The sequence below is a fragment of the Rathayibacter sp. VKM Ac-2926 genome, assembly GCF_022815565.1.
Classification (GTDB): Bacteria; Actinomycetota; Actinomycetes; order Actinomycetales; family Microbacteriaceae; genus Rathayibacter; species Rathayibacter festucae.
In genome coordinates this window covers 189985-209707 of sequence record NZ_JALGRS010000003.1, presented here as the reverse complement: position 1 = coordinate 209707, position 19723 = coordinate 189985, and the positions used below count along the sequence as shown (strand labels likewise).

Sequence of the window (19723 nt, the reverse complement as noted above, 5' to 3'; positions counted from 1 at the left end):
ATACGCCCCTGTCGGGGCTATTCGACCGGCAGGGGGCGTGCAGGCGGTGGTGGGTGCTGCAGAACATCAGCTGAGGCGGGTGGGCCTCCTCTGTCAGCGGAGGGCACCCCTTCTCAGCTGATGTTGTGCGGAGCTCGCGTCCCTCCATGCTGATCGAGTAGCCCGCGGAGCGGGCGTATCGAGATCCGGCGACGCCTGGAGTGGGGTCGCCGGGCCCGCCGTGCTGGGGAGGGTGGGTCTCGATACGCCCCTGTCGGGGCTACTCGACCAGCATGGGCGGCGGCGGCGGCTCCTCCGAGGAGACCCGGCGCCGGCCGGGGCGGCGGCGTCAGCGGTGCTTGCCCGGGGCCTGGATGCCGAGGACGGCGAGGGTCAGGGTGCCGGAGGTGCTCTGCGCGGCGGACGGGGACGACTCCGGGAGCCGGAGGGTGAGGCGGAGGTGATCGGTCGCTCCGATGGCGAAGGCGGGGGAGGCGGGCAGGTCGATGCGGACCGTGGCGGGGCGGTCGGCCGCGACGGTGGTCGTGGTGCCGGGGCAGGTGGCGGCGTCGGACGACCAGGCCACCGAGCAGCGCTCGAGGGCGAGCTGCAGGCCGTCGGAGGCGCTCGCGCCGACGGTCGTGGCGGCGGACGCGAGCTGCAGGGCGCCCATCGAGACGGTGCCGGCGTTGGTGAGGTCGACGAGGCGCCGGGCCGTGCCGCCGGGCAGCAGATCGGTGACGGGGACCTGCACGGTGGTGACTCCCGTGGCGTCGAACTCCGCGACGACGGTGCCGGCGCCGACCTGGGCGCCGGCGGTCGCGCGGTCGAGGAAGAGAGCGGATGCGGAGGCGCCGGCGCCGAGCACCAGCGCGATCGCCGCGGCGAGGGCGAGCGGTGCGCGGGAGCGGCGGCGGACCGGGACCGCGCGCCGACGGCCGTGCGCGCGGGTCGCGCCCGTGCCGCTCACGACCGCACCTCCGCGGGTCGACGCCAGATGACGACGAGTACGGCGCCGACGACGAGCGCGCCGCCGATCGCGAAGAACGCGAAGCGCGCCTGGGGCTGCGCGAGCGCGATGCTCGGCCAGCCCAGCATCGGCACGACCGACTCCTCGCGCCAGATCCGCTGATCCGCGATGGTGACGATCCACGGGTCCGCCTGCGGGTTGTTGTCGCCCTTGGTGGTCAGCGCGAGGAGCCCCGGCGACCAGCCGCGCAGCTCGGCGGCCTCGGCTTCGGAGTAGACGAGCGTGACGCGGTGGATCACCCGGCGCTCGGGCACGTCGGGGTCGGTGAAGACGATCACGTCGCCGGCGCGCACCGCGGCCTGGTCGACGGGGAGGGTGACGGCGAGCGAGCCGACGGGCATGTCCGGCGCCATCGAGTTCGAGAGCACGGGCACGAGGCGCACGACGCCGAGGGCGGACGCGACGAAGACGGCGATGCCCGCGATCGCGACGAGCGCGACGGCCAGGCCGAGGAGGCGGCGAAGGCCCGTGACGACCGGTCTGCTCGCGACGGGTCTGGTCCTGTCCGTGCTGCTCACGATCGAGCCTCCTTCCGGCGGCGGCCGGTGGCAGCGAGCAGCAGCCCGGCGCCGAGGGCGAGCAGGCCGCCGAGCAGCGCGGCGCCGACGTCGCGGCCGGTGACGGCGAGGCCGTTCCCCGGGCCGCCGTTCCCGAGGGCGCCGTTCCCGGAAGGGCCGTCCCCGGGAGCGCCGGAGCCGTCGATCGCCCCGGTCTCGCGCACGAGCACGCGCAGGGCGGCCGACGTGCTCTCGAGCGCGTTGCCCGATCCGCTCGGGAAGCTCACGCGGACCCGCACGCCGACGGTCTCGCCGCGGTCGAGCGCCCGGGACCCGTCGAGCCGGCCGAGCGACGCGGCCGGTCCGGTGCCCATCGGCTCGACGCCCTCGGGGCAGCGGTAGCGCTCGACGGAGCGGCCGTCGGCGACGAGGACGTCGTCGATCGTGAAGGCGGCGGGGCAGAGGTCGACGACCAGCTGGAGCCCGGCGCGCGGGTCCGTGGCGAGCGCGTCGCCGCCGTCGACCGCGAAGGCGACCGACACCTGGTGCGCCGACGAGCCGACGTTGGTGACCTCGGCGGCCCACTCGGTGGTGTCGCCGGGGGCGAGGCCGGTGAGGGCGGCGGGAGCCGTCAGCTCGCGCACGTCGAGCAGGGCGGCGGGCGGAGCGACCGACGCCGCGGACACCGCGGGCGCGAGGAGGACCGCCGCGAGGACGGCGCCGATCGCGCGCAGGGCTGGCATGGGGCTCCGAGGGGAAGAAGGGGGGAAGAAGAGGGAGAGGGGAGAAGGGCAGGAAGAGGAGGGGGAGCTCCCGCCCCGGCCGCGCGTGCGGGCGGGCACGGCGCCGGGGCGGGAGCGGTCGGCTACTTCTGGATGCCGGCGCGCTGGATGGCGGCGGCGGTGAAGGTGATCTGCGCGGCGGCGTTCTCGTAGTCGTTGTCGGCCGCGGTGGGCAGCACGAGCTCGATCAGCGTGTTCAGCGAGACGTCGCCGGCGTCCGACGGGAAGGTGCCGGTCGCCGTGGGGGTGAGGCCGAAGTTCGCCGGCGTGAAGTTCGCGGCGTTGGCGACTCCGCCGATGGTCGACAGCTTGCCGCTGCCGGTCGTCGTCGTGGTCCCGGCGCAGGTGTACGGGCCGTTCACCGCGGGGGCGGTCGCGGCGGTGGTCCACGCCACGGTGCAGGTCAGCAGGCGGTAGTCGAGGCCGTCGGTGCCGGTGACGAGCGACTCGCCGGGGCCGGCGAGCAGCGGGTCGTCGGTGCCGGCGGTCTCCGAGGTGACGTCCTGGTAGAAGCGCACGGTGGAGACGAGGTCGCCGTCGTTGGTCGCGTTCGGGAGCACGAGGGTCAGCGGGCGCTGGATCGTGTCGCCGGGCGCGATGTCGGTGACGGTGAAGCCGCCGGTGACGTTGATGTCGGTCTGGCCGGCGTCGACGTTGCCGACCGCGGTGCCGGAGTCGGTGAAGACGGCGAAGGCGCCGGCGCCGGCGAGGGCGCCCGCGGCGAGGAGGACACCGCCGGTGAGGGCGATCCTCTTCCAGGGGGCGCGCTTGCGGGAGTCGTTCTCGGTGGAGGCTGTGGCGGTCATGACGGTTCCTTTCAGATGGGTGCCCGGTGCGGGCCTGGTCTCCCTCACGCGGGCGTGTGCAGGACGGATGGGAGGGTTCGTGGGGCGAGGCGGCCGTGGCATCAGCAGCCCCTCGCGGTGACGACGGCCGGCTGCGCGACGGCGGTCGAGGGGGCCGACGCGGTGCCGAGCCAGCGCTGCAGGTCGGGTCGGACCCGCCACTGGTAGCTGCGGCCCTCGCCGAGTCGGTCGTCGGTGAAGGAGGTGGCGCTCGCCGCGGGCGTCGCGACGACGGTCCAGGCGCCGGGCGTCGCTCCGGCCAGGCGGCGCTCGAGGGTCCAGCCGGTGGCGCCGGGTGCGGCGGACCAGCTCACGAGCGTGCTCGGACGGTTCGCGGTGCAGCTCGCGACGGGGGTGGCGACGACGGAGGAGCGGGTCCAGGCGCCGAGGCCGATCGCGCCGCTCGTCGTGTCGGTGTCGGTGAAGCCGCGGGGGACCAGCGGGGCGGGGTCGACGAAGACCGTGATCGTGCTGCTCGCGGTGAGCGCACCGTCGCTCGCGGTGTAGGCGATCGGCACGGTGCCGGTGAAGGCCGCCGCCGGCGTGTAGGTGCAGGTCGCGCCCGTGCAGGAGAAGGTGCCGCTGCTCGCGGTGCCGACGGCGCTCAGGGTCAGCGTCGTGCCGGCGTCCTCGTCGGTGTCGTTGGCGAGCGGCGAGACCGTGACGGCGGGGCCGCCGGCGGTCGCGACGGCGCGGTCCGGGCGGGCGATCGGCGCGTGGTTGAGGGCGGTCACGGTGATCGTGACGCGGACGTTCCAGGTGCCGTAGGTGCCCGAGAGCGCGTAGTCGAAGACGTCGGTGCCGACGAAGGCGGCGATCGGGCGGTAGGTGCACTGCCCGCGGGTGGCGCCGCTGTCGACGCAGGTGACCGAGCCGAAGACGGGGGTCGCGGGGGCGGGGGTGGCGGCACCTCCGACGACCTTGGGGGTCGCCGAGAGCTGAGCCCGGGAGAAGGTCGCGCCGGTCGCCGCGGCGCCGTCGTTGGCGAGCACGTCGACGACGACCGAGCCGCCCTGGACGACCGTCGCCGCGTCGGGCAGCGGGTCGGGGATCACCGAGATCGTGACGGAGGCGGTGCGGGTGATCGCGGAGCCGGTCGGCGGTGTCGCGGTGGCGGTCGCGGTGTTCGAGATCGTGCCGGCCGTCACGTCCGCCGCGGTGGTCGTATAGGTGGCGGTCGCGCTGACGACCTGGCCGGGCGTGAGCCGGCCGGCGGTGCCGGGCCAGCTGAAGGTCAGCGCCGAGAGGCCGGACTTCGGGTCGGTGATCCCGACGCTGGTGAGGGTCGTGTTGCCGGTGTTGGTGGCGCGGAAGGTGTACGTGACGACGGTGCCCGCGGTGCTGATGAAGGCGGGGTTGGCGGTCTTGGTGAAGGCGAGGTCGGCGGCCCGGGTGAGCGTGATCGTCCGGGTGGCGGTGCTGGTGACGGCGGCGCCGGTGGGCGGGGTGCCCGTCGCGGTGGCGGTGTTGACGACCGAGCCGGCGTCGACGTCGGCCTGGGTCAGCGGGTAGCTGGCGGTCGCGGTGACCTGCTGGCCGATGCCGAGCTGGCCGGCGGTGCCGGGCCAGGCTCCGTAGATCACGGTGACCTTGGGGTCGGCGATCGCCACGGACGTCAGCGGCACGTTGCCGGTGTTCACGAGGGTGAAGGAGTAGGTGATCGTCGAGCCGACCGCGGCGGCGCCGTTGAGCGCGCCGTTCTTGGTGAGCGTCAGGGCCGGCGCGTAGCGGATGGGCGTGGTGGTGCTCGAGCTCGCCGTGACCGTCGTGGGGCTCGCCGCGAGGGTGCGGCCGGTGACCGTCGCCGTGTTGGGGATCGCGGTGCCGCTGTTGATGTCGGCCTGGGTCACCGTGTACGCGGCGGAGGTGAAGACGGCCTGCGCGGTGGGGGCGATCGTCGCGGTCGCCGGGGTGATCGAGGCGACCTTCGTGTCGGTGACGGCGACGTTCTGCAGGGTGACGTTGCCGGTGTTCGTGGCGCGGAAGGTGTAGACGATCTGCTCGCCGACGTCGGCCTGCGCGTTGCCGTTGGTGTCGGTCAGGGCGCCGGACTTGACCAGGGTGATCGCGGGGGCGGGCGTGGTGATCGGGGCGGTGACGGTGGCGGTGCGGCTCGTGACGGTGACGGTCGTCTGGCCCGGAGTCGTCTTGGTGGCCGAGGCCGTCGCCGTGTTGACGAGGTTCCCGGCGACCGCCTCCGCCGCGGTGACGGTATGGCTGCCGGTGCAGATCACCGACGCGAGTGGGGCGAGGGTGGTCGTCGGGCAGGTGACGGTCGGCACCTTCGGGTCGGAGACGGCGACACCGCTGAGCGTGCCGGTGACCGAGCCGTTCGTGACGACGAACTGGTAGGGGATGACCGAGCCCTCGTTGTAGGTGGCGGGCTGGGTCGTGGTGCGGTCGATCTGCTTGACGAGCGAGATGTCGTCGAGGTCGTTGATGGAGGAGACCGAGACGTTGCGGATCAGGTGGGTGTCGCTCGATCCGCCGGTCGACGCGGTGAAGCCGAGCTTGTAGGTGGAGGGGGCGGCGGTGGTCATCGTGAACTGCAGCGCCTGGGTGAGCGAGGCGGCGGCCATGCCGGCCGTGGCGCCGTAGTAGACGGTGACCACCGGGAACGCGGCCGACGAGACGGTGACGCGGATGGTGCGTCCGGCGCCGGTGCCGGGGGCGCTCGTGTCGCTGAGGTTGACGGTCGGGCGGAGGGAGGCGAGTGTTCCGGGCGGGGCGGTGCCCGCGATGTAGCAGTAGCCGGTCTTGCCCTGCCCGGGGCCGCGGGCGACGATGCGGTTGGCGGTCGTGCCCGGAGGAGTGGGCGGGGTGGCGCAGCCCGCGCCGAGACCGCCGCCGGTGCTGGAGAAGTTGCCGAAGACGTCGAGGCCGATGCCGAGGTAGCCGCCGTTCACGCCGTCGACGGTCGTGGACTGGCCGTAGCCGAGCGAGCCGCCGGGAGCGCCCGCAGCGGTGAGGCTGCGCGAGCCGTCGGTGAGGAAGAAGCCGATGCCGTCGGCGCCCTGCAGGCCGAGCGCCGCCTGGTACTGGTACTGGTCGAACTGGACGTCGAGGCCGCCGGTCGCGGGGATCGGGCGGTTGAAGACCGCGCCGCCTTTGGCGTTGGTGCGGGTGTCGGTGAGCTGCAGGAAGCCGGGGGTGGTCGCGGCGGCGGGAGCCTGCGTGCGGTTGGCGCAGACGCCGAGGGTCGAGGTGCCGGCGGGCGGCGCCGTCGTGGCGCGGGTGATGCAGGCGCTGTCGAGGGCCTGCCAGGCGGGGTCGACGACGCTCGTGCCGCCGAAGCCCTCCTGGAGCAGGACGGTGGCGGCCTCCGCGCGCGGCGCGGGCAGGACGACGAGGACGGCGGCGAGCAGGACGAGGATCAGCGTCAGGGCGAGCGGGCGCGGTGCTGCCGAGGTCGGGGTCTGCGGAGTGGGGTGACGGTGGCGGGCGAGCGCGCGCACTTCCGTCATGATCCGATCCCTCCGGGCTGCTCCAGCGGGCGGTCCGGGTGGAGCAGGCATCAAGATACGGTTCAGGTCGACGCGCCTTGACCCCCGGATTGGGCACGCGCAGGTCCAATCCAGTGACGTGCTCTCAGGCGGCGCACAGGGTGCGCTCAGCGGCGAGTGGTCACCGATGGCGACGCGCGGCGGCGGCGGCGCGCGGGCTGGGCGGCGGGCGCGCTGCGGGCGGGCGCGAGTGGTGGCGTCGGACCGCGGGATCAGTGAGTCGTCGCGGTCAGCGCGGGGGAGCGGCGGGGGACGGGCCGCGACAGCGGGCGGCGGGCGAGGCGGTGGCGCTCCAGTGCCGAGCGGTGGGCGCAAGCCCCGGCACTGGCGGGGATGCGCAGACGACTGGCGCGACGGCGCGGTCGGCCCGGGCGGGGCGCGCGCCGCGCATCCGTCATCCTGCGCCGATGCGGGTCTCGACACGCGCTGCGCGCTGCTCGACCGGCATGGCCGGCCCGCCCGTTTCATGCTGATCGAGTAGCCCGCGCAGCGCGCGTATCGAGATCCGCGCCTTCATGCTGATCGAGTAGCCCGCGGAGCGGGCGTATCGAGATCCACCCCCCCCTGCAATCGCCGTGCGCCTACCCGCGCCGCCGGATCCGCCACGGCAGCGCCAGCCAGATGCCGACGATGAGCACCGCCGTGACCGACGCCATCGTGATCGCGAGCGGCCGCGTCGTGACGACGTCGAAGATCAGCAGCACGGTTCCCACGAGCACCAGCGCCACCGCCATCAGCGTCAGCCGCAGCAGGACGTCGGCCGCCCGCACCAGCGTCCGCTTCGCCCGGCGGCGGAACAGCTCGCGGTGCAGGCTGACCGGCGCGAGCCCGAGCAGGGTCGCGAGCACCGAGCCGCTGATCAGCACCAGGTAGACGTCGGTCTGGAAGAGGTCGAGGTCCTCGAAGCGCTGCTGGAAGGCGATCGCCAGCAGGAACCCGGTGAGGATCTGCGTCCCGGTCTGGATGACCCGCAGCTCCTGCAGGATCTCGCTCCAGTTGCGGTCGAGCCGCTCGTTCTCGGTCTCGTCGCGGCCGTCGCCGGCCACGTCGTCGCGCGGATCGGCGGCGGGGTCCGGCTGCGGATCCGGACGCGGGTCGGCGGAGGTGGGCGGCACCGTCCCATTGTGCCCGGCGACGTCCGCTCACCCCGCGTTCGCCCGAGCGCGGCCCTCCGCGCCGGTGGGACGGGCGCCGGCGAGGCACCCTGGTCGGATGACGGGGCGGTGGTGGCTCCCCCTGGCGGCGGTCGCCGCGACCGGTCTCGCGGTCGGCGGGGCGACCCTGTGCAGCTGGACGATCAGCGCGCTGGTCCGGTCGGGGTAGCAGGAGCGCTACGCGGCACTGCTCGCCGAGCTGCTGGGGCGGCACGGCGTGACGGGCTTCTCCGACAGCAGCGACGGCACGCAGACGGACGGCGTCGACAAGGTCCAGGTCACCGCCCCCGAGAGTGAGCACGCCGCTGTCGAGGAGGCTCTGCGCGAGTCCGGGCTGTCCATCGCGGATCTGCCGGTGCGGTTCCTGCCCGAGTCCTGAGCGCGGATCCCTCCGCGCTGCCCCGCTACAGGTGCAGCAGGCTCCAGTCGATGATGACCGCGAGCGCGGTGAACAGCGCCGCGACCGCCCCGACCGCCTTGCCGGCCCGGTCGAGATCGCTGCGGGGGCCGGGCCGCATGTCCGCGACGACGCGCAGCAGCGCCCCGAGCAGCGCGATCACGGTGACGGCCAGTATCCAGACCTTCAGCGAGACGTGCGAGTCGACGTCGAGCAGCGTGAGGGTCACCACCGGCACGAGCACGGCGAGGACCGACACGACGACCAGCAGGACGCCGCGCCGCGTGAGATCGGTGGGGCCGTAGGAGCCCTGGCTCAGCCAGGCGCGGAGCGGACGGCGGGCTGCGGCTGCGGTCTCGGCTCCGTCGGTCCCGGTCTCGGCCTCGGTCGCGGCGGAGGCCTGGGGTGCGCTCGTGCTCACGGGCGGGACTCCTGAAGTGGGTGCGGGAGTTGCGCTGCCGCGGACGCAGAGGGGATCGGTCGAGTCTGACGCCGCGCGGCCGCCGACGGAAGAGCCGCTTGCGGACGTGTCCGGAAGCGGACAGGGGGGTCAGGGGGGTTGGGTGGTGCCCACGGGGTGAGTCGAGACGTCGATCTCGCTGGTATTGAGATGAACTTGCTCGTCTGCGTTGAAGATTGCAGATCCAGCCGCCCTCCGTAATGTTTGAAGCATTCGCTTCCGGGTAGGCTCAGGCAATGGCCGATGCATCTCTAGACACTGCAAGCACCAAGTTCACCCAGGTCCTGGATGCCGCAGCAAGGTTGCCCGGCGTCCGTATCGACCGGGCAGCTTATTTGCGCTCTGCACTAAACCGTTACTGCACTGATGAGCAGATCCAGGCAGCGATCGCGGAGAGTCCGGCGGCTGCCGGTATCCCTCTTTCCGTGATCCAGAATGCTGCGAACACGTCGATCTCGTACGAGACCAGCAAGGTGACGGGCATATCTACCATCGCCGGGATTCCCGGAGGGCTTGCGATGGTCGGAACCGTTCCAGCTGATATGGCGCAGTATTTTGGCCACGTTCTACGCATTGCTCAGAAGCTTGCCTACATCTATAGCTGGCCGAATCTCTTTGTGGAGGAGGGGGAAGAGGTCGACGAAGCCACCGAAGGCATGCTCACATTGTTCGTTGGCGTGATGTTCGGCGTGCAACTTGCTCAGGCGGGGGTATCGAAGGCCTCGGCTATGATCGCCGGGCAGATGCTCAAGAAGCTCCCCCAGCAGGCGTTGACTAAGGGCGTCTTGTACCCGGTCGTGAAGAAGGTCGCAGGGTTCCTTGGCGTGAGCATGACCAAGCAGCTGTTCGCGAGCGGCGTCGCAAAATTTGTTCCGATCGTGGGAGCCGTCTTCTCGGGTGGGCTGACCTTTGCTACATTCCTCCCGATGTCCAAGCGCCTGCAGAAACACCTGGCGAGCCTCGAGCTGACCAAGCCCGGACATCGTCCGGCGCAAGACGCAGATTTGCCTGCTCAGGCTTAGCGATCTTTAACGGCTCACCTCGAGTGGTCAATAGGGAGAGCGGTCAGAGCGGTAGTGCGCGCGCTGAGCGACTCGATTGCCGTTCGGCTCGATGCTGATCGAGTTTTTTCGGGCACCTCGCCCCACCTCCGCCTCGCTCCAAAGCGCCGCGCGAAGGGCGGCTCGACGCTTGTTGCCGCGTAGCAGGCGTCACGGCCGCGTCGCCGACAACCGGTGAAGATAGTTGGCCACCGCGCGACTCGTGAGTGATTCGGCTACCTTCCCTGGAGGTAGGCGTCATCGTGCGCCTAGCCGAATGGCCCCTCAACCGGGGGCTCCTGCCGTTTCGCTTCCAATGGAACTGATTCGCCCGAGAAGGCTCGTTCTCCGGGTGGGGAACGAGCCTTCTCGGGCGAGTGAGCGGCCGGGTGGGCGGCGGGTGGCTAGCGGCAGGCCGTCAGGCTCGCCACTCCGTCGGAGAGGGTGCCGGTCCCGCCGAGCAGCACGACGCTGGTGGCGCCGAGGCTCTTGATGTCGTCGAGGACGGGCTGGGGGACGCAGTCGGGCTTCACCGTGTAGAGCGGGTTGCGGGTGAAGCCGGCGGCGGCCGCTCCGGAGAGGGCGTCGGGGAACTTCTCGCCGGTGGCGAGGTAGACCGTCGACGCGGCCGTGAAGGCGGCGCGGTTCAGCTGGACCGAGGTGTCGTAGCGGTCGACGCCGCCGATGCGGATCGGCGTGATGCGGAACGAGTTCTCGATGCCGGTGCTGACCGAGAGCGGGTCGCCCGCGATGGTCAGCTTCTTGACGCCGAGGCCCTGCACCAGGGAGCGGGTGGTGTCGTCGACGGCGCTGAGTCCGCCGTTCACCAGGAGGACGGGCGCCCGGACCGAGCCGGCCGCGGCAGCCGCGGCGAGGGCGTCGGGGAACTTCTCACCGGTGGCGAGCCAGGCCTGCGAGGAGCCCTTCGGGAACGCGGCTTCGACGAGCTTCGCCGCGGTGTCGTAGCGGTCGACGCCGCCGATGCGCTGGACCTCGCCGGTCTTCGCGTAGGCGGCCAGCTCGGTCACGAGGCGGTCGCTGACGCTCAGGTTCGAGCCGACGACGACGATCTTGCTCGGCTTGAGGCGGCGCAGCTCGTCGCGGACCGGCTGCGACATCGAGTCCTGGTCGACCAGCAGCAGCGGGCCGTTCTGCTTCGCGGCGGCGGGTGCCGCGGCGAGGGCGTCGGGGAAGTTGCCGCCGGTGGCGATGAAGACGACCGGCACGTTCGCCTTGAACGTCGCGGCCGAGACCTTCGCCGCGGTGTCCTGACGGTCGACGCCGGCGATGCGGGTGACGACCACGGGGCCACCGGGCGTGGGAGTCGCGGTCGGCGTGGCGGTCGGAGTCGCCGTGGGCGTGGCGGTGGGGGTCGCGGTCGGCGTGGCGGTGGGCGTCGCGGTCGGCGTGGCGGTCGGCGTGGCCGTCGGGGTGCCGGTGGCGGTCGGGGTCGGCGTGGGCGTCGTCCCGTCGTCGCAGGACGCGGCGGTGACGTCGTAGCTGTACTGCACGTTGGCCGAGCTGCCGGCCCAGACCACGAGGCGGTCGCCCGTCTTGACGGGCACCGGGGCGAAGGCGAACGGGCCGCCGGTCGCCGGGACGGTCGTCTGGGTGGCGGTCGTGCCGTTGACGGCCAGTCCGAGGTTCGTGGCCCCCGTGCCGGCGACCGGGCCGCCGGTGTCGCCGGCGACGACAGCGCTGACGGGGGCGCCGTCGGTGCAGGTGACGTCCGTCGAGGCGGTGGGGGCGGCGGCGGCGCTGAGGGCGGGCGTGAGGCCGACGGTGCCGGCGATCACCGCGGCGGCGATCAGGGCGACCCGTGAGCGGCGCGGGGCCCTCACAGTGCCACCACCGCGGCGGTCGGCGTGCAGGAGAGGTGGAGCGATGACGACATCGTGTCGCCTTTCTCGAGAGGGCGGATCGGGCCGCTCCGGTCCCTCGTCGCGATCCCTCCTCCCTCGCGGCCGCGGCGTCGCGGGCGGGGTGTCGGGGTCGACAGGGGAACGGATCGGTGCTCGAAAGCTAGCGAGACGGCCACCGCCTCGGCAATGGGCACCGGCAGAGGGCCCCCCTGTTGGGGGGCGTCAGGCCCTCACTCGATCCGCCCCGCCCGGCCCCTCACCCCGTCACCCCTGCCCGGCCGCGAAGCGCCGCACCACGGGCCGCTCCACCACGCTCACCAGCGCGTACAGCGCGACGGCGACCGCGACGACGACCACCGTCTCCGACCACAGCGCGCTGAAGCGCGAGGCCGCGTAGTCGCGGACGAGCATGCTGCCCAGGCCCTCGCCGGTCGCGAGCCACTCCGCCAGCGTCGCACCGGCGAACGCGCCCGGCACGGCGATCCGCGCAGAGGCGAAGATCGCGGGCAGGGCGTAGAGCAGGCGGACCTTGCGGGTCACCATCGCGGTCGAGCCGCCCATCGAGACGACGAGGTCGCAGGCGAGGACCGGCGCGGCGCGCAGGGCGGCCGCGACGCTCACCAGCGTCGGGAAGAAGGTCACCAGCGAGACGATCACCGTCACGCCGAGCAGCCCGCGCCCGAAGACCAGGGCGAGCAGCGGGGTCATCGCGACCAGCGGGATCGAGCGCATCACCACGGCGGCGGGCAGCACCGTGCGCTCGACCCAGCGGGACAGCACGATCCCCACCGCGACGAGGCAGGCCAGCGCGGTGCCGATGACGTAGCCGACCCCGGCGTCGCGGAGCGTGATGGCCAGGCCGTCGAGGATGAGCCCGCGGTTCGCAGCGGCGTCGGGAGCCGCGAAGAGGTGGGTCAGCACGTCCAGCGGCGTCTTCGCGAAGTACGGCGACAGGTCGAACGCCAGGATCGCGCCCCACCAGACCGCGACGACCACCGCGATCGAGCCGAGCAGCCCGAGGAGCGCCGTGACGGCGCTCCGGCCGCCGCGCAGTCCCGACGCGGTCGCGATGCTCTGGCCGACCGCGGTCGAGACGTCGCGCGAGACCCACGGAGTGGCGGCGCGGCCGATCAGTCCCGCCGCGAAGTAGACGAGCCCGGCCAGTGCCGACATCGTCAGCGCGACCGCCCAGGTCCGCGGCACCTGGAACGACGACTGCGCCTGCACCAGCATCACGCCGAGGCCGCGGGAGGCGCCGAGGTACTCGCCGAGGATGGTGCCGAGGATCGCGGCGGGTGCGGCGATCTGCAGACCGGCGAAGAGGCCGGGGAGCATCGCCGTCAGCCGAGCCTTCCGCAGCACGACGCGGTCCGACCCGCCCATCGAGCGGACGAGGTCCACCGTCGCGCCGTTCACCGAGCGCAGGCCGAGAAGGCAGGACACGAGCGTGGTGAACAGCACCGACAGCCCGGCCAGGATCTGCTTGGGCATGTCGCCCGGGAAGACCACGACCAGGATCGGCGTGATCGCCACCAGCGGCACGCAGAAGCTCATCACGGCGATCCGGAGCAGCACCCGCTCGGTCCACGGGACCTGGACGAACAGGATCGCGGCGAGCACCGCGACCGCGTTGCCGACGACGTAGCCGATCCCGGCGTTGGCGAGGGTCGCGCCGACGTTCATCGGCAGCACGGACAGGTCGTCGACGAACGCCGCCACCACAGCCCACGGCGTCGGGACGACGCGCAGGGGCGCGGCGACCAGCGCGACGAGCCACCACAGCGCGATCAGCCCGAGGATCGGGACCACGCGGCCGACGGCGCCGCGCGGCCGACGGCGGATCAGCACGGCGCTGGTGCGGGTGCTCGGCCGCGCCGCCGGGGCGAGCGCCGTCACCGCGGCACTCCCGCCGCGATCGTCTCGCCGAACAGTCCGCGCGAGAGCCGGTCGCAGTAGGCGTGGAACTCCGGCGTCTGCTGCAGCTCCGCGGTGCGCGGGCGCGGCAGGTCGATGTCGACGATCTCGACGATCCGGCCCGGCCGCGCCGCCATCAGCACGACACGGTCGGCCAGGAACACGGCCTCGCTGATGCTGTGGGTGACGAGCAGCGTCGTGGTCGCGCGCTCGGTCCAGATCCGCTGCAGCTCCAGGTTCAGCCGGTGCCGGGTGACCTCGTCGAGGGCGCCGAACGGCTCGTCGAGCAGCAGCGCGTCCGGCTCCATGGCCAGCGCGCGGGCGAGGGACACCCGCTGGCGCATGCCGCCCGAGAGCTGCGCGGGCTTGGCCTTCTCGAAGCCGGTCAGGCCGACCAGCTCGATCAGCGCGGCGATCGCGGCGCGGTCGGTGCGCCGCCCCGACACCTCGTAGGCGAGCGCGATGTTGGACGCGGCGCTGCGCCAGGGCAGCAGCGCCGAGTCCTGGAACGCCACTCCGACGCGGTGGTCGATCCGGGCGCGCTCGGGATCGGCGCCGTGCAGCTGCGCGACGCCCCCGCTCACGCCCTCGAGACCGGCGAAGATCCGCAGGAGCGTCGACTTGCCGCAGCCCGAGGGCCCCAGGAGGGCGGTGAACTCGCCCTCCCGGGTCTCCAGGTCGACGCCGTCGAGCGCGCGCACCGTGCCGCGGCCGACGTCGAACTCCTTGACGACGCCCGCGGCGGAGAGGCCGAGGGTCACGCCTTCCACTCCCCGGCGGCGCGGAGGCGGAGGATCTCGTCCTTCAGCGCGCTGTCGCGGCCCGCGACCTCGTTGACCAGCTCGGAGCCGCCGCCGTCGCCCCAGAAGTCGTCGACCGAGCGGCCGGCGAGCTGGCCGCGCCGGGTGTGCACGTCGAGCGCGTACTCCGGGATCTCGAACGGCTTCTCGGACGCGTTGATGAGGTGCATGGTCAGGTTCGCGAGCTCGTCCGAGGTGCGGTCCTTGGTGCGCTCGGAGAGGAAGCGGATCGCGTGGGTCGCGAACAGCCAGCGGTCGCCGAACGAGCGGTCGAGGCGCTGGTGCATCAGGTAGAGGCTGTTGACGACGACGGGCTCGGAGTAGCTGCCGTCGCCGACGTCCTCGCAGGAGACGACGTTGAGGCGGGCCCACATCATCTCCTCGAGGTCGGCGCTGGACTCGAACATCTCGCGGCCGACGAGCAGCGCGAGCTGGGTGTCGCCGCGGCGGATCGACTTCTGCAGGGTCGAGATGAGCTCGTCGGCGGGGTAGCCGCGGACGGAGGTGACGCGGGTCCAGGGGTCTTCGGAGAAGTGCACGGGCATGGGAGGTCTCGCTTTCAGGAGGAGCGTGTCGGTGGAGAAGGGTGGGCGCGGCGTCAGCCGGCGTGGATCTCGTCGAGGATCGAGGTGTCGAAGAGCGAGTCGAGGTCGCCCTCGACGCCCTGGCCCTCGAGGGTCGCGATGTTCGCGGCGATGCCCTCGGGGCTCATCGTGAGGAGGCCGTTCTGCTCGGTCTCGGCGGTCTGCACGAGCGGGACGAACGCCTCCGCGGCGAGCTTCTGCTGCTCGAGGTCGAGGTTCTGGCTCTTGCCGGGTCCGTCGACGACGTAGGAGGCCGCGTCGTCGGGATCGGCGAGCGCGGTGGTCCAGCCGGCGATGGTGCCCTCGACGACGGCCTTCACGGCGGCGCGCTGCGTCTCGTCGGCGAGCGCCTCCTCCGTGGTGAAGAGCACGTTGCCCCAGGCCTCGTAGCCGTAGTCGCTCAGCGGGAAGGCGACGGTGTCGATGCCCTGCAGCTTAAGAGTGACCGGCTGGTTGTTGAGGAAGGAGACGAAGGCGTCGCAGTCGCCCGCGACGAGGGGCGACGGGTCGAAGTCGGCCGTCACGTACTCGACGTCCGAGGGCTCGATGTCGTTGGCGGTGAGGATGCCGTCCATGATCGAGACGCCCGAGGTCTGGATGCACAGGCGCGAGCCGACCAGGTCGTCGAGCGTGTTCACGGGCGACGAGGCGAGCGACATGATGCTCATCGGGTTGACCTGGAGAGTCGCGCCGACGATGACCAGCGGCGCGCCCTCGTTGCGGGCACGGGCGACGACGTCGGCCGAGGAGAGGCCGACGAGTGCCTTGCCGCTGGCGACCAGCGGCTCGACGGTCGTGCTCGGGCCGCCGGGCGTGATCGTGATGTCGACGCCGGCGTCGGCGTAGTCGCCGTCGCGCTCGCCGATGAACGGGCCCATGTTCTCGACGTTGGCGATCCAGCCCAGCTGGAGGGTGGCGGCCTGGGTGCCGCCGCCCTCGGACGCGGAGCTGTCGGAGCCGGCGCAGCCGGCGAGGAGACCGACGGTGCAGGCGCCGGCGAGGAGGGCGAGGGCGGCGCGGGGAGCGCGGCGGAGCAGGGGTGCGGGCATGACGACCTTCACGGGGAGGGGAGCGCGGAGCGCTCGAGAGGAGGTGCGGGCGCGCTGGAGGCGTCCGCGACGGACCGCGGCAGGGCGCGGTCGGGAGCGCGCACGACGGAGCCGTCGGTGCGCGAAGGAGGGGTGGTGCCGGCTCAGCCCGCGGCGGGCGCGCGCGAGTTCGAGAGCCGCCAGGTGCCCAGACGCCAGGCACCGCTGAGGCGGTGCAGGGGCGTGGACTCGGGCACGGCGGGACTCCTCGGGCGGGGCGGGGCGGCGGCGGGACGGCCGCGGGCGACGGATCAGGGGACCGTCTCCGAAGGACCCTATGCGGCCGCTGCTCGCGCCGACGAACCGACGACGGAAGGTTTACGCGCCCGAAACCTGGCGAAACGAGTCGGTGATCCGCCGCCGCATAGGGTCGACGGGCACGGGAAAAACGACAGGCGGGGCTCCTCGTCATCGCGACATTCCCGATCCTGCTGTCGCGATCACGGAAGAGGCACCGCCATGACCACCACCACCATGACCACCCCCGCCACGCCCGCTGTCGGCGTCTACCTCGCCGGCTTCGAGGTCTTCGCGCCCGACGGGCCGGCCCTCGCCGAGCGGATGCGCGCCACCTGCCGCCGCTACGGGCTCGAGCCGATCTCGCCGCTGGACAAGGGCGCCGACGCCGATCAGGCCGACGCCGACCAGGGGCCCGCGCTCGAGGGCGAGGCGCTCGCGGATCTGATCTACGCGAACAACATCGCGATGATCGAGCGCGCCGACGCGATCCTCGCCAACCTCAACCACTTCCGCGGCCCGGATCCCGACGCGGGCACCTGCTTCGAGGTCGGCTACGCCGTGGCGCGCGGCAAGGCCAGCTACGTCTACGCCTCCGACGGCGCCACCGCGGTCGAGCGCACCCGCGACTTCTTCGGCCCGGTCACCCCCGACGGCGCCGGCGGCTTCACCGACGCGGACGGCTTCACGGTCGAGAACTTCGGCGCGCCGTTCAATCTGATGCTGTCCTCGTCGAGCACCGTCGTCCTCGGTGACTTCGAGGCGTGCGTCGCGCGGCTCGCGGCGGACGCGGCGGCGGGGCGCCTGCTGAAGCGGGCAGCGGTCGCGAGCACCGGGGCGTGAGCGTCGGGAGCATCGCCGAGCTGCGCGCCGCGCTCGCCGTCGGCGCCGTGTCGGCCGTCGAGGTCGCCGCCGATCGGCTCGCCGCGGTCGCCGCGCAGTCGGGCACGGTCGTGGCGTGGGACGAGGCGGCGGTCCTTCGCGCCGCCGCCTCGGTCGACGAGCGCCGCCGGCGGGGCGAGCCGCTCGGGGCGCTCGCGGGCGTCCCGCTCACGGTGAAGGACTCGTTCGACGTCGCCGGGCTCGACGGCAGCGTCGGCACCGCCGAGAGCGTGCACCGCTCCGTCGCGGACGCCCCGGCGGTCGCCGCGCTGCGGGCCGCCGACGCCGTGATCCTCGGCAAGACGGCGGTGCCGCCGTTCCTCGACTCGTTCGACACCGCCGGCGCGCTGCACGGCCGGGCGGTCAATCCGTGGGGCGCGCAGCTGACGGCGGGCGGCTCCTCCGGCGGGTCCGCCGCCGCGGTCGCGTCCGGCCTGTCCTGGGGCGATCTCGGCAGCGACCTGACCGGGTCGATCCGCGTGCCGGCCGCCTGGAACGGCGTCTGCGGGCACCGGCCGAGCAGCGGAGTGATCTCCAAGCGCGGGCACCTGCCCTGGCCGGTCGGCACCCGGCTCGAGCCCTCCGCGTCCGCCGCCGGGCCGATCGCCCGGAGCGCCGACGACACCGCGGCGCTCTTCGCGGTGCTCGCCGGGTCGGTCTCCTCCGGGCCGTGGCGGCTCGCGCTGCCCGAGCCGCGGTTCTCCCGGCTGAGCGAGCTGACCGTGGGGCTGTGGCTCGCGGAGGAGAGCGCACCGGTCGACGACGAGACGGCGGCGGCGCTCGCCGGCCTCGCCGAGCGACTGCGCGCCGCCGGCGCGACGGTGGTCGATCTCGGGCCGTCCGTGCTCGGCACCGCGGAGGCCGAGGCGCTCTTCGACCGGCTGGTCCTGCACGAGATCAGCTACCCCGGCGGCCCGGGCGCCCCTGTGGCGCAGGTGTGGGCCGACTGGGACGAGCAGCTGCGGCTGCGCGCGGAGTGGGAGCGGGCCATCGCCGGGGTGGACGTCGTGCTCGCGCCGGTGGTGCCGTTCGCGGCGCCCGCGTTCCCGCTCGCCGAGGCCGACCGCCGGGCGATCGGCCGCTGGAGCTGCCTGGCGAACCTCGCGATGGGCCCGTCGACGGTGCTCCCGATCGGTCTCGGCGCGACCTCGGGCCTGCCGCTGGCCGCGCAGCTGATCGGCGCGCACGGCGACGACCTCGCGACCCTCGGCGCGGCCCGGCTGCTGGCGGCCGAGGGTCTGGCGCCGCCGACGCTGCGGGCGCCCGAGACGGCCTGACCCGGCGTCCTCCGCTCGGGACAAAGAGAAAACCCGGCCCCAGAGGGGCCGGGTGGTATTCGAAAAGCATAGACGAACGCCGCCTGCGGGCGGCGACGTGGCGCCGGATTGTCACCAACCGTCTGGTCGGGAGAGCCTGTCGATCCGCTCGGGAAGCTGCGAACTCCGAAGGTCGTGGTCGGTCAGCTCGTACCACCAGTGACCGCCCGCACCCTCGCCGGGTTCTCCCGCGAGCGCGCCGGCGCGGTAGGCGGGAGTGGGGTTGACCACCCCGACCGGCACTCGACGACGCGCTTCGCGGATGGGGAACTCGAGATCGCTGTCGTTGCTGATGACGACGGCGCGTCGACCGAGCGTTCCAGCACATCGATCAGGAGGTGCGAGGCGACGTTCACGTCGGATCCCTTCTCCTCCCGTCGGGCGATCGAGGCCATGAAGGTGGCTCCCGGGGCGTCGGCTCCGTCCCGGTCCCTGATCATCAGCGGCCAGGAGGGGGTGCTGAGGACCGGTCGCCCGCGTCGGTCCGGCGTCGCGAGTGGAGCGGTCGCTACCCGCGAGACGTAGCTCCCGAGAGCGAGGACGTCGATGGATCCATGCCGCTGCAGTGCACGGAGGTAGGTGTCCTGATCGCGTTGCCCCTGCGGATGAGAGGCCCCGCTGACGCGTGCGGTGCAGAAGACGATGCGCGTGCTCGATACCGCACCCCATCCTGCGCCGGGACCGGTGAGGAGGCCCGCGGCGAGTGCGCGCAGGTCGAGCCAGCGCCACCCCGGTGTGCCGCGGCCGCAGATCCGGCGCGCTCCGTAGTAGAGGTTGAACCCATCGATGTAGACGCCCACTCGCATGGACGGACGATAGACGCGTCGATGTCCGACCGGAGGCCGGTGGCGCCTGATCCGCGCCGCGCCTCACCCGCGCCGCTTCACCATCCGCCAGTTCACCAGCTCCACGCCCGCGCGCACCGGGTACTGCTCGGCGACCGCGACGAAGCCGTGGTGCTCGAAGAAGGGGCGCGCGGTGATGCTCACGTCCGCCGACAGCTCCGGCGCGTCCCGTGCCTGCGACTCCGCCTCGGCGAGCAGGCGGGTCGCGACGCCGCGGCGGAGGAAGCGCGGGGCGACGAACATCATGTCGATGTACCCGTCGGCGCTGACGTCCGAGAAGCCGGCGAGCTCGCCGTCGATGATCGCGACGAAGGCGTTCCGCGTCAGCATCGCGGCGTGCCAGGTCGGCACGTCGCGCTCGCCGGCCCAGGCGCGGATCTGCTCGGGGGAGTAGTCGGCGGCGGCCGTCTCGGTGACGGCGGCGAGGAAGACGGCCAGGGTTCCGGCGGCGTCGGACTCGGCGTAGGGGCGGATCGCGATCGGAGGCACCTCGACACCCTCCGCGCGA

At 73.1% G+C, this 19723-nt stretch carries 19 protein-coding genes; 4 read left to right on the top strand and 15 right to left on the bottom strand.

Translation table 11 applies throughout. The features are described from left to right. Positions 1 to 328: 328 nt before the first annotated feature. The 7 genes from MT351_RS05330 to MT351_RS05305 form a co-directional block, all read right to left on the bottom strand. The gene (locus tag MT351_RS05330) at positions 329 to 949 is read right to left on the bottom strand and encodes a peptidase (RefSeq protein WP_243581462.1); all 621 of its coding nucleotides are present in this window, start codon (positions 947 to 949) and stop codon (positions 329 to 331) included. Beyond that, on the bottom strand, positions 946 to 1527 hold the full coding sequence (locus MT351_RS05325) for a signal peptidase I (protein ID WP_243581461.1): 582 nt from the start codon (positions 1525 to 1527) through the stop codon (positions 946 to 948). Before MT351_RS05325 ends, MT351_RS05330 begins: the two co-directional genes overlap by 4 nt. After that, positions 1524 to 2249 carry a sortase gene (locus MT351_RS05320; RefSeq protein ID WP_243581460.1) on the bottom strand — a complete coding sequence of 242 codons (726 nt, stop codon included), beginning with the start codon at positions 2247 to 2249 and terminating at the stop codon, positions 1524 to 1526. The genes MT351_RS05325 and MT351_RS05320 overlap by 4 nt, the downstream gene beginning before the upstream one ends. A gap of 122 nt (positions 2250 to 2371) precedes the next feature. After that, on the bottom strand, positions 2372 to 3094 hold the full coding sequence (locus tag MT351_RS05315; protein WP_132435277.1) for a TasA family protein: 723 nt from the start codon (positions 3092 to 3094) through the stop codon (positions 2372 to 2374). A 101-nt stretch (positions 3095 to 3195) separates the two neighbouring features. Further along, positions 3196 to 6597 (bottom strand): Ig-like domain-containing protein, encoded by a 3402-nt coding sequence (locus tag MT351_RS05310; RefSeq protein WP_243581459.1) that lies wholly within the window; start codon positions 6595 to 6597, stop codon positions 3196 to 3198. Positions 6598 to 7030: 433 nt separating this feature from the next. Next, positions 7031 to 7153 carry a hypothetical protein gene (locus MT351_RS19890; RefSeq protein ID WP_279398060.1) on the bottom strand — a complete coding sequence of 41 codons (123 nt, stop codon included), beginning with the start codon at positions 7151 to 7153 and terminating at the stop codon, positions 7031 to 7033. Positions 7154 to 7217: 64 nt separating this feature from the next. Further along, positions 7218 to 7751 carry a DUF6328 family protein gene (locus tag MT351_RS05305; RefSeq protein WP_243581458.1) on the bottom strand — a complete coding sequence of 178 codons (534 nt, stop codon included), beginning with the start codon at positions 7749 to 7751 and terminating at the stop codon, positions 7218 to 7220. A gap of 256 nt (positions 7752 to 8007) precedes the next feature. On the opposite strand from MT351_RS05305, the gene MT351_RS05300 reads away from it, so the two are divergent. Then, entirely contained in the window at positions 8008 to 8169 is a 162-nt protein-coding gene (locus MT351_RS05300; protein ID WP_243581457.1) for a hypothetical protein, read from the top strand. A 25-nt stretch (positions 8170 to 8194) separates the two neighbouring features. Here the strand turns inward: MT351_RS05300 and MT351_RS05295 are convergent, their stop codons facing one another. After that, a complete protein-coding gene (locus MT351_RS05295) occupies positions 8195 to 8608 on the bottom strand; it encodes a hypothetical protein (RefSeq protein WP_243581456.1) in 414 nt (137 codons plus the stop codon). A gap of 275 nt (positions 8609 to 8883) precedes the next feature. Between MT351_RS05295 and MT351_RS05290 the strand changes: the two genes are divergently transcribed. Beyond that, positions 8884 to 9669 carry a hypothetical protein gene (locus MT351_RS05290; protein WP_243581455.1) on the top strand — a complete coding sequence of 262 codons (786 nt, stop codon included), beginning with the start codon at positions 8884 to 8886 and terminating at the stop codon, positions 9667 to 9669. A 422-nt stretch (positions 9670 to 10091) separates the two neighbouring features. On the opposite strand, the gene MT351_RS05285 is transcribed toward MT351_RS05290, so the two are convergent. The 5 genes from MT351_RS05285 to MT351_RS05265 form a co-directional block, all read right to left on the bottom strand. Beyond that, positions 10092 to 11528, bottom strand: a complete 1437-nt coding sequence (locus tag MT351_RS05285; RefSeq protein WP_243581454.1) for a cell wall-binding repeat-containing protein — start codon at positions 11526 to 11528, stop codon at positions 10092 to 10094. 285 nt (positions 11529 to 11813) lie between these two features. Beyond that, entirely contained in the window at positions 11814 to 13445 is a 1632-nt protein-coding gene (locus MT351_RS05280; RefSeq protein WP_243581453.1) for an ABC transporter permease, read from the bottom strand. Further along, entirely contained in the window at positions 13442 to 14224 is a 783-nt protein-coding gene (locus MT351_RS05275) for an ABC transporter ATP-binding protein (protein ID WP_243581452.1), read from the bottom strand. Before MT351_RS05275 ends, MT351_RS05280 begins: the two co-directional genes overlap by 4 nt. Beyond that, positions 14221 to 14808 carry an AAA family ATPase gene (locus tag MT351_RS05270; RefSeq protein ID WP_123444462.1) on the bottom strand — a complete coding sequence of 196 codons (588 nt, stop codon included), beginning with the start codon at positions 14806 to 14808 and terminating at the stop codon, positions 14221 to 14223. The genes MT351_RS05275 and MT351_RS05270 overlap by 4 nt, the downstream gene beginning before the upstream one ends. Positions 14809 to 14861: 53 nt before the next feature. Beyond that, positions 14862 to 15896 (bottom strand): ABC transporter substrate-binding protein, encoded by a 1035-nt coding sequence (locus tag MT351_RS05265; protein ID WP_243581451.1) that lies wholly within the window; start codon positions 15894 to 15896, stop codon positions 14862 to 14864. A gap of 498 nt (positions 15897 to 16394) precedes the next feature. On the opposite strand from MT351_RS05265, the gene MT351_RS05260 reads away from it, so the two are divergent. Both MT351_RS05260 and MT351_RS05255 read left to right on the top strand, forming a co-directional pair. Then, complete coding sequence (locus MT351_RS05260) at positions 16395 to 17015, top strand: nucleoside 2-deoxyribosyltransferase (RefSeq protein WP_243581450.1); 621 nt, start codon at positions 16395 to 16397, stop codon at positions 17013 to 17015. Next, positions 17012 to 18331 carry an amidase gene (locus tag MT351_RS05255; protein ID WP_243581449.1) on the top strand — a complete coding sequence of 440 codons (1320 nt, stop codon included), beginning with the start codon at positions 17012 to 17014 and terminating at the stop codon, positions 18329 to 18331. Before MT351_RS05260 ends, MT351_RS05255 begins: the two co-directional genes overlap by 4 nt. A gap of 182 nt (positions 18332 to 18513) precedes the next feature. Here MT351_RS05255 and MT351_RS05250 read toward each other — a convergent pair whose 3' ends face one another. Then, on the bottom strand, positions 18514 to 19176 hold the full coding sequence (locus MT351_RS05250) for an NYN domain-containing protein (protein ID WP_243581448.1): 663 nt from the start codon (positions 19174 to 19176) through the stop codon (positions 18514 to 18516). Between the two features lie 63 nt (positions 19177 to 19239). Further along, entirely contained in the window at positions 19240 to 19704 is a 465-nt protein-coding gene (locus tag MT351_RS05245) for a GNAT family N-acetyltransferase (RefSeq protein WP_123734616.1), read from the bottom strand. Between the last annotated feature and the right edge of the window lie 19 nt (positions 19705 to 19723).

Coding starts and splice junctions, on each gene's coding strand:
- MT351_RS05320 (WP_243581460.1), bottom strand. CDS start 2,249: ATGCCAGCCCTGCGCGCGATCGGCGCCGTCCTCGCGGCGGTCCTCCTC.
- MT351_RS05315 (WP_132435277.1), bottom strand. CDS start 3,094: ATGACCGCCACAGCCTCCACCGAGAACGACTCCCGCAAGCGCGCCCCC.
- MT351_RS05310 (WP_243581459.1), bottom strand. CDS start 6,597: ATGACGGAAGTGCGCGCGCTCGCCCGCCACCGTCACCCCACTCCGCAG.
- MT351_RS19890 (WP_279398060.1), bottom strand. CDS start 7,153: ATGAAGGCGCGGATCTCGATACGCGCGCTGCGCGGGCTACTCGATCAG.
- MT351_RS05290 (WP_243581455.1), top strand. CDS start 8,884: ATGGCCGATGCATCTCTAGACACTGCAAGCACCAAGTTCACCCAGGTC.
- MT351_RS05270 (WP_123444462.1), bottom strand. CDS start 14,808: ATGCCCGTGCACTTCTCCGAAGACCCCTGGACCCGCGTCACCTCCGTC.
- MT351_RS05265 (WP_243581451.1), bottom strand. CDS start 15,896: ATGCCCGCACCCCTGCTCCGCCGCGCTCCCCGCGCCGCCCTCGCCCTC.
- MT351_RS05260 (WP_243581450.1), top strand. CDS start 16,395: ATGACCACCACCACCATGACCACCCCCGCCACGCCCGCTGTCGGCGTC.
- MT351_RS05250 (WP_243581448.1), bottom strand. CDS start 19,176: ATGCGAGTGGGCGTCTACATCGATGGGTTCAACCTCTACTACGGAGCG.